General features: G+C 63.2%; 5 protein-coding genes and 1 tRNA gene. 1 reads left to right on the top strand and 5 read right to left on the bottom strand.

Features of this window, described 5'->3' with window-relative positions; all coding sequences use genetic code 11:
- Positions 1–152: 152 nt before the first annotated feature.
- The 5 genes from G0D83_RS20815 to G0D83_RS20795 all read right to left on the bottom strand — a co-directional run bounded on the left by G0D83_RS20815 (position 153) and on the right by G0D83_RS20795 (position 3,906).
- Entirely contained in the window at positions 153–1,271 is a 1,119-nt protein-coding gene (locus tag G0D83_RS20815) for an NUMOD3 domain-containing DNA-binding protein (RefSeq protein WP_164196623.1), read from the bottom strand.
- An 88-nt stretch (positions 1,272–1,359) separates the two neighbouring features.
- A complete protein-coding gene (locus tag G0D83_RS20810; protein ID WP_164196622.1) occupies positions 1,360–2,535 on the bottom strand; it encodes a DUF6538 domain-containing protein in 1,176 nt (391 codons plus the stop codon).
- Positions 2,536–2,597: 62 nt separating this feature from the next.
- A tRNA-Leu gene (locus tag G0D83_RS20805) sits at positions 2,598–2,681 on the bottom strand.
- A gap of 47 nt (positions 2,682–2,728) precedes the next feature.
- Entirely contained in the window at positions 2,729–3,373 is a 645-nt protein-coding gene (locus tag G0D83_RS20800; protein ID WP_164196621.1) for an META domain-containing protein, read from the bottom strand.
- Positions 3,374–3,426: 53 nt separating this feature from the next.
- Positions 3,427–3,906, bottom strand: coding sequence for an Lrp/AsnC family transcriptional regulator (locus tag G0D83_RS20795; RefSeq protein ID WP_108967785.1), 480 nt, complete (start codon positions 3,904–3,906; stop codon positions 3,427–3,429).
- Positions 3,907–4,011: 105 nt separating this feature from the next.
- Here G0D83_RS20795 and putA point away from each other — a divergent pair, with 105 nt between their 5' ends.
- Entirely contained in the window at positions 4,012–7,440 is a 3,429-nt protein-coding gene (gene putA / locus G0D83_RS20790) for a bifunctional proline dehydrogenase/L-glutamate gamma-semialdehyde dehydrogenase PutA (RefSeq protein ID WP_164196620.1), read from the top strand.
- Positions 7,441–7,603 lie beyond the last annotated feature (163 nt).

Genomic DNA, 7,603 nt, shown 5'->3' with positions numbered 1-7,603 from the left:
TGCTTACGATCGCGGAAGTGCCTGTAACGGGAGTAGAACCGCAAATCTGCGGAGCCAACTCCGGCCGCGGGTACCAAAAATCTTCCCAAAGCATTGTTTTGCATCGGCTTTTGTCCATAGGCAGCCGAGGCGTAGTACATTTCGCGTGATGTTCACACTCCTGCCGCCCGTCGTCCCTGCCTAACGTAAGGTATGCCGTTGTCTGGCCCCCATTCCGCTATGTACCGGTAAATCATTGAGACCGACAAGTTGTACTCTTCAGCCAACGAAATGGCGGTTTGGCCTTCGGCATACTTATTGCATATTTCTCGTTTGATCTCATCGGGAGTTACTTTCTTAAGCTCTGACGCCCCAATCTTCCGTTCAAAAGGGATGCCATTACGGGGACCCCAAGCTTCACAAATTGCACGGATTCCGGTCAGTCCAATTGGGTAGTCCTTAGAAATAGCCAAATAAGTTTCGCCGTTCCTCCGCCGAGTACAAATTTTACGACGATCATCATCCGACACTTTTGAAGGCCCCGCCACCTCGCCCATTAGCTTACCAGAACGCTTCAGCTCCTTGCGGTGAATTTTTTTCTGCTCTCGCTCCTTCTCGAGACGAGCCAACCGCGCCGCTTTTTGATCGGCGTACTTCTCGACTCTTGCTTTGGAAAGCTTCGCGCGGGTCTCTGGAGACAATGATTTGCCACGGTTTGCTTCCGAGATCGCTCGCCTGACTTCCTCAGTTTTGCGATGTCCCCATGCAGGATGTTCAGCGCCGTACTTTCCGAACTGTGGGTTATTCTCCCCCGCGAACATTCCTTCACGTTTTTCGCGATATTTAGGCCTATCCCAGATGTCCTTTGCTCGGCGGGAACGAGCCTCTGGAGTGTCTTTTTGTGCGATTGCGATCTTGGTAGCTTCAGCGGTCCTCAACCTATGAACTTCGCTATTGGCGTCGTCGCCATACCAGTCTGCACTGACGCCCAAGAGACCACCCTGAATCGAATTCCAACCAATATTATTCCGAGGGCGATATTCGCCTTCAAGGCGAAGGGCTTCTGCTTGCGAAAGACCTTCGTGGAGCAGCTCCCAAATGACTTTGGACTTATACTTGTTCAACGCGTTCTTGAAGTGGTGGCGCTTCTTGCTCTTGAAGTGTGCCTTCTTTCTCTCCTTTAACCCGACCGAAGTTATTCCGATATACCCCGCCGCATATGGATCGATATGACTGGGAAGTCTAGCCCAATAGAGCGAAAACACCGTGGGCGGCTCAGCATCAGAACCCATTCCACAACCACCTTTCTCCATTTCAGCTATGCATTTTTTAACAATTTCCCTTCAGATTATACCAGATTTCCAAACTAATTGCAATAATCTACGCAGTTAACTTCATCCACTTCTCCAAAACGGAAAGAGGATATCCACGACCATAACTCTGACCAATACTATCCGGCTGCCAACCACCTATTTGATCCGCAATATCAGAAGGACACTCAACTAACCGGAGGCGATCTCGCATCGAGTGCCTAAAGCTATGCATGCTCACACTTTCATGCACTAATAGCTTGATCCACTTATTCAAGGCAGCACTGGCCGAGTTCGCATTTGTCGATCCACACTTATTATACCTCGGAAAGGCAAATTCTCCCGACGCTCTAGTAGCCATCAAGCGTCGAGCGGCCCATTCCGCAACCCCCACCAGCGGAACTGAACGTTCACTGCCTTTTGTCTTCAGACGTCTCCACGGATGAGGGGCAATCCGAACGAAAAGAATTCCATCTTCACTCTCTTGGATGTCATCGCGAAGTAGACCCGCCGCCTCAGCAAGCCTCATGCCGGTGTCCGAAACTATGGCCACCAACCAGCGCAGCTCATCATCCAACTCTTGGCACTTCTGCTGCACCTTTCGGATGTCGTCTAATGGGATCGGAAGCCGCCCAGTCACCCCAGCTTCCCGATCGTAGTAGACGTTGGTGAACGGATTGATGATCGAGAGGCCCTCTTCACTCGCCGCGAAGTTGAACACGGAGCGAACGGTCCCGAAAACACGAGTAATGCTCGATCCAGTCAGCCCTTTTTTGATCAAAGCGTCTCGAAAGGAGTTGGCATCCTTCTTGCTATAATCTGCCAACGGCTTGTCTCCGCAGGCATCGATAACGTAGCCACAGGACCGCTCCGCAGCCCTGTGGAAAGTCTTGGACTTCCCCTGCCCCTTTTGCCGCAGGTACGTCACCACAGCCTCGGAGAGGGTCAATGCGTCGGAGGTGACGGCATCCGTCTCAGCACGCTTCTTGGGTCGGGCCAATCCAGTACGCAGAAGGTGCCGTCCGGGAAGCTCAGCTTCCTGCGACCGGAGATGAAACCAGTATTCATCAAGCTTGCATGCGGCCTGCGTTGCTCTCGCGGCTGCGACTGACGAAGACCTCGTCCGCAAAGAGTAGGAAATCTTGTCGGACGAATAGTGGTGCAGGAGATCGTAAGGAACCCTGCGAGCGAAGTAGAAGATGCCATCCTTGCGGAAGGTAAACGGTGCGGATTTGTACTCCAACATGTACTACGCCTCGGCTGCCTATGGACAAAAGCCGATGCAAAACAATGCTTTGGGAAGATTTTTGGTACCCGCGGCCGGACTCGAACCGGCACGCCATGCGGCTAGGGATTTTAAGTCCCCTGTGTCTACCATTCCACCACGCGGGCCCGCGTCCTGTCTGCCGCATCGAGCCGCGGTTGACCAGACCCTCTTGTCAGGGCCTTGCGACGAGGCGCGCCACGTCACCTGCGCGCAGCTCCAGCGCCCCGTCCGAGGTGAACCCGACCCCGGTCACCGCGCGCAGCGCCGCGATCATGGAATCCCGCCGGGCCGCCTCCTCGGGCGCGCAGCTCTCCCCGCCTTCCGCCGTGACCTCCATGCGGACCACGCCATCGTCTCCGGCGCTCCAGTTGCCCGCGAGATGGCCGCAGCCGAGGGCCCCCGACAGTGCGCCATCCGCGCCGAAGCTCAGCTCGACCGGCCCGCCCTCGAGGGGCTCGTCATCCAGCAGCGCGACCTGCCACGGGCCGCCTGTGACGCGCGATACGCGATCCACGCGGCAGGCCTCGAGAACCGCGCCGGCGATCCGCACCGTCGCCTCGTCGCCCTTGGTCCAGACATAGGTCTCGGGGTCGTCGACGGAGTCGAATTTGACCCCCGACGCGCTGCGGGACCGGGCCATGGGCATCTCGGCGCCGCTGTAGAAGAGCCGGCCGCTGTCCCCCTCGAGAACCATCGCCAGCGCCGCGCCTCCGCAATCGAGGCCGACGTGCACCGGCAAGCTGTCCACGGAGGACTGCGCCAAGACCGGGGCGCCGGACACGACCACCAGCGCCGCGACCATCCAACGTATCATCATACCAAACTCCTCCTCCTCTCGGCGCGCCAGGGTCCGAGGCGGCGCGACCTGCGTCAGTCGGCGATCTCCGCCAGCCCGTCCTCTTTGACGGCCTGCATGGCGACATAGGTCGACGTGGTCGAGACATGCGGCAGGGTCGAGAGCTTTTCGGCCAGAACCCGCCGGTAGCTGCGCATGTCCGAGGTCCGCACCTTGAGAAGATAGTCGAAACTCCCGGCAATCAAATGCACTTGCTCAATCTCGGGGATCGCCGTAACCGCCTTGTTGAAGGCCTCGAGCGAGGTTTCCCGGGTGTCGGACATGCGCACCTCGACGAAGGCGACGTGGTCGAGCCCGAGCTGGATCGGGTCAAGGATGGCCCGGTAGCCGCGGATCACGCCAAGATCCTCGAGCCGCCGCAAACGCGCTTGGGTCGGGCTTTTGGACAGGCCAATGCGCTTGGCGAGTTCGGTGATCGACAGCCGCCCCTCCTCGGCGAGGGTGGTGAGAATCGCACGATCGAACCGGTCAAAGTCATCCGTGACGTTTTGCATCGTGACTTCCATCATCTTCGGAGAACCTGCCTTTCAGAAATACCATCTTCAGGAAAATCGACTTTCGAACCTGCAGTATCATAGGGCAAACGTCTGGAGATCACCATGCCCTACGACCCCCTGCCCGACCTGCGCGCCGAGATGGATGCCGCGACCTACGCCGATGAGGCCCGGACCATCGCGCGGCTGCGCAATCTCGCCGCGCTGACCGAAGGGGACCGTGCGAAGATCAACGCGCGCGGCGCCGATCTGGTCCGCGCCATCCGCGCCAGCGCCAAGCCCGGGCTGATGGAGGTCTTCCTCGCCGAATACGGCCTCTCGACCGACGAGGGCATCGCGCTGATGTGCCTCGCCGAGGCGCTGCTGCGGGTGCCGGATGCCGAAACCATCGACGCGCTGATCGAGGACAAGATCGCTCCCTCGGACTGGGGCAAGCACATGGGTCGCTCGACCTCGCCGCTGGTCAACGCCTCGACCTGGGCCCTGCTGCTGACCGGCAAGGTGCTCGACCCGAACCAGCGCCCCGGCCCGGTCGGCCACCTGCGCTCGGCCGTGCGCCGTCTGGGCGAGCCGGTGATCCGCAAGGCGGTCAGCCGCGCGATGAAGGAAATGGGCGCGCAGTTCGTGCTGGGCGAGACCATCCAGAGCGCCATGAAGCGCGGCGCGCAGATGGAAGCGAAGGGCTACACCTACAGCTACGACATGCTGGGAGAAGCCGCCCGCACCGAACCCGACGCATTGCGCTACTTCAAGGCCTATGCCGACGCAATCCGAGCCATCGGCACGGCGGCCGAAACCGACGACCTGCGCGACAACCCCGGCATCTCGGTCAAGCTCTCGGCGCTCTACGCGCGCTACGAGGAAGGCCAACATGACGACGTCATGCGAGTGCTCGTGCCGCGCCTCGTCGAGCTCTGCGAAATGGCCGCCAAGGCGAAGATCGGCCTCAATATCGACGCCGAGGAGGCCGACCGCCTCGCCATCTCGCTCGACGTGATCGAGGCGGCGCTGGCCTCCCCCTCTCTGGCCGGCTGGGACGGCTTCGGCGTGGTGGTGCAAGCCTATGGCAAGCGCGCGAGCCAGACCCTCGACTGGCTCTACGAGACCGCCAAGCGGCTCGACCGCAAGATCATGGTGCGGCTGGTGAAGGGCGCCTATTGGGACAGCGAGATCAAGCGTGCGCAGGTCATGGGCCTGACCGACTTCCCGGTCTTCACCGCCAAGCACAACACCGACATTTCCTACATCGCCAACGCCCGCAAGTTGCTGGGCATGACCGACCGCATCTACCCGCAGTTTGCCGGGCACAACGCCCACACGGTGGCCGCGATCCTCGAGATGGCCGGCGATGACCGCGACAGCTTCGAGTTTCAGCGCCTGCACGGCATGGGCGAGCGCCTGCACGAGATCGTCCACGAGCAGGAAAAGACCCGCTGCCGCATCTATGCGCCTGTCGGTGCGCACCGCGACCTTCTGGCCTATCTCGTCCGCCGCCTGCTGGAGAACGGTGCCAACAGCTCCTTCGTCAACCAGATCGTCGACGAGAGCGTGCCGCCCGAGGAGGTCGCCGCCGACCCCTTCACCGCCGAGGACTCCCGCACCCTCGCCCGCGGCCCCGAGCTGTTCCAGCCCGAGCGCGCCAACTCCGAGGGCTTCGATCTGACGGACCGTCCGACGATCGCCCGCGTCGAGGCCGCCCGTGCGCCCTTCGAGGCGACGATCTGGAAGGCCGGCCCGCTGCTCGCCGCCCCTGCCCCCATGGGCGCGACCGAGGACGTGCTGAACCCCGCAAGCCTCACCAAGACTGGCGAGATCACCTGGTCCAGCGCCGAGACCGTGGCCGCCGCCGCCGCCGCCGCCCAGCCGTGGAGCGCCGCGCCGCAAGAGCGCGCCGCGATCTTGAACAAGGCCGCGGACCTCTATGAGCAGCACTTCGGCGAGTTCTTCGCCCTGCTCGCCCGCGAGGCCGGCAAGACCCAGCTCGACGCCGTCGCCGAGCTGCGCGAGGCGGTGGACTTCCTGCGCTACTACGCCGCCCGCGCGGAGGGGGCCGCGCCGCAGGGCGTCTTCGCCTGCATCAGCCCGTGGAACTTCCCGCTGGCGATCTTCACCGGCCAGCTCTCCGCCGCGCTGGCGGCTGGCAACGCCGTGCTCGCCAAGCCCGCAGAGCAAACCTCGCTGATCGCGCACCGCGCCGTGCAGCTGCTGCATGAGGCCGGCGTGCCCGCCTCCGCCCTGCAGCTGCTGCCGGGTGCCGGAGAGGTCGGCGCCGCGCTGACCTCGAACCCGGCGGTGAAGGGCGTCGCCTTCACCGGCTCGACCGAAACCGCGCAGATCATCCACAAGTCGATCGCCAGGCACCTTGCTCCCGGCACCCCCTTCATCGCCGAGACCGGCGGTCTCAACGCGATGATCGTCGACAGCACCGCCCTGCCCGAGCAAGCCGTGCGCGCCATCGTCGAATCGGCGTTCCAGTCGGCAGGCCAGCGCTGCTCGGCCCTGCGTTGCCTCTATGTGCAGGAGGACATCGCCCCGCATTTCACCGAGATGCTGATGGGCGCGATGGACGTGCTGAAGCCCGGCGCGCCGTGGCATCTTTCGACCGACCTCGGCCCGGTGATCGACGCAGAGGCCAAGCAGGGCATCCTCGCCCATGTCGAGACCGCCCGGAGCGAAGGCCGCCTCCTGCACGAGATCGCCGTCCCCTCCGAGGGCCATTTCGTTGCGCCCACGCTGATCAAGGTCGGCGGCATCGACGAACTGGAGCGCGAGATCTTTGGCCCGGTCCTGCACCTCGCCACCTTCCGGGCGTTCGAGCTGGACGCGGTGATCGACGCGATCAACGACCGCGGCTATGGGCTGACATTCGGCCTGCAGACCCGCATCGATGACCGCGTGCAGCACGTCACCGAGCGCGTCCACGCCGGCAACATCTACGTCAACCGCAACCAGATCGGCGCCATCGTCGGCAGCCAGCCCTTCGGCGGCGAGGGGCTCTCGGGCACCGGGCCCAAGGCGGGCGGTCCGCTTTACGTCGACCGCTTCCGCGCCCACCCGGCGCCGCAGGCGGGCACGAACTGGGGCACCGACGAGATCCCGGCGCGCCTCGAAGAGGCGCTGCGCAGTGCCGGCTGCGCGCCGCAGCCCGAGCGCAAGGACCTGCCCGGTCCAACCGGCGAGGCCAACCAATACATGACGCTGGCACGCGAGCCCGTGCTCTGCATGGGTCCGGGGCCGGAGGCTGCCGCGGCGCAGGCCGAGGCGATCCGCGCCCTCGGCGGCGTGGCGGTCACTGCCCATGGCAAGATCGCGCCGCAGGTGCTGGCCACGCTCAAGGGCATCTCGGCGGCGCTTTGGTGGGGGGGAGCCAGCGAAGCCGCGGCCTATCGTCAGGCGCTGGCCGGGCGCGAGGGGCCGATCCTGACGCTGATCACCGGCGCGCCGGACAAGGGGCATGCCCGCGCCGAACGCCACGTCTGCATCGACACCACCGCCTCCGGCGGCAACGCGGCCCTGCTCGGCGGCAACATGTAAGGGCTGCCCCGGCAGGCTTGCCAAGCTCCGGCCACCCTCGGCGCCTCCGCAGACCCCTGCGGGGGCGCCTGCACTTCCGACGGGCTCCTGCGGGAAACGGATCGAATTCGCTGCAATCTGCGGCAGTACGAAGGGTTTGTTTACCCCGCGCTGCTAGCGAAGA

Source organism: Salipiger sp. PrR003, from assembly GCF_010500785.1.
GTDB lineage: Bacteria > Pseudomonadota > Alphaproteobacteria > Rhodobacterales > Rhodobacteraceae > Salipiger > Salipiger pacificus_A.
This window is presented reverse-complemented; position numbering and strand designations above follow the sequence as displayed.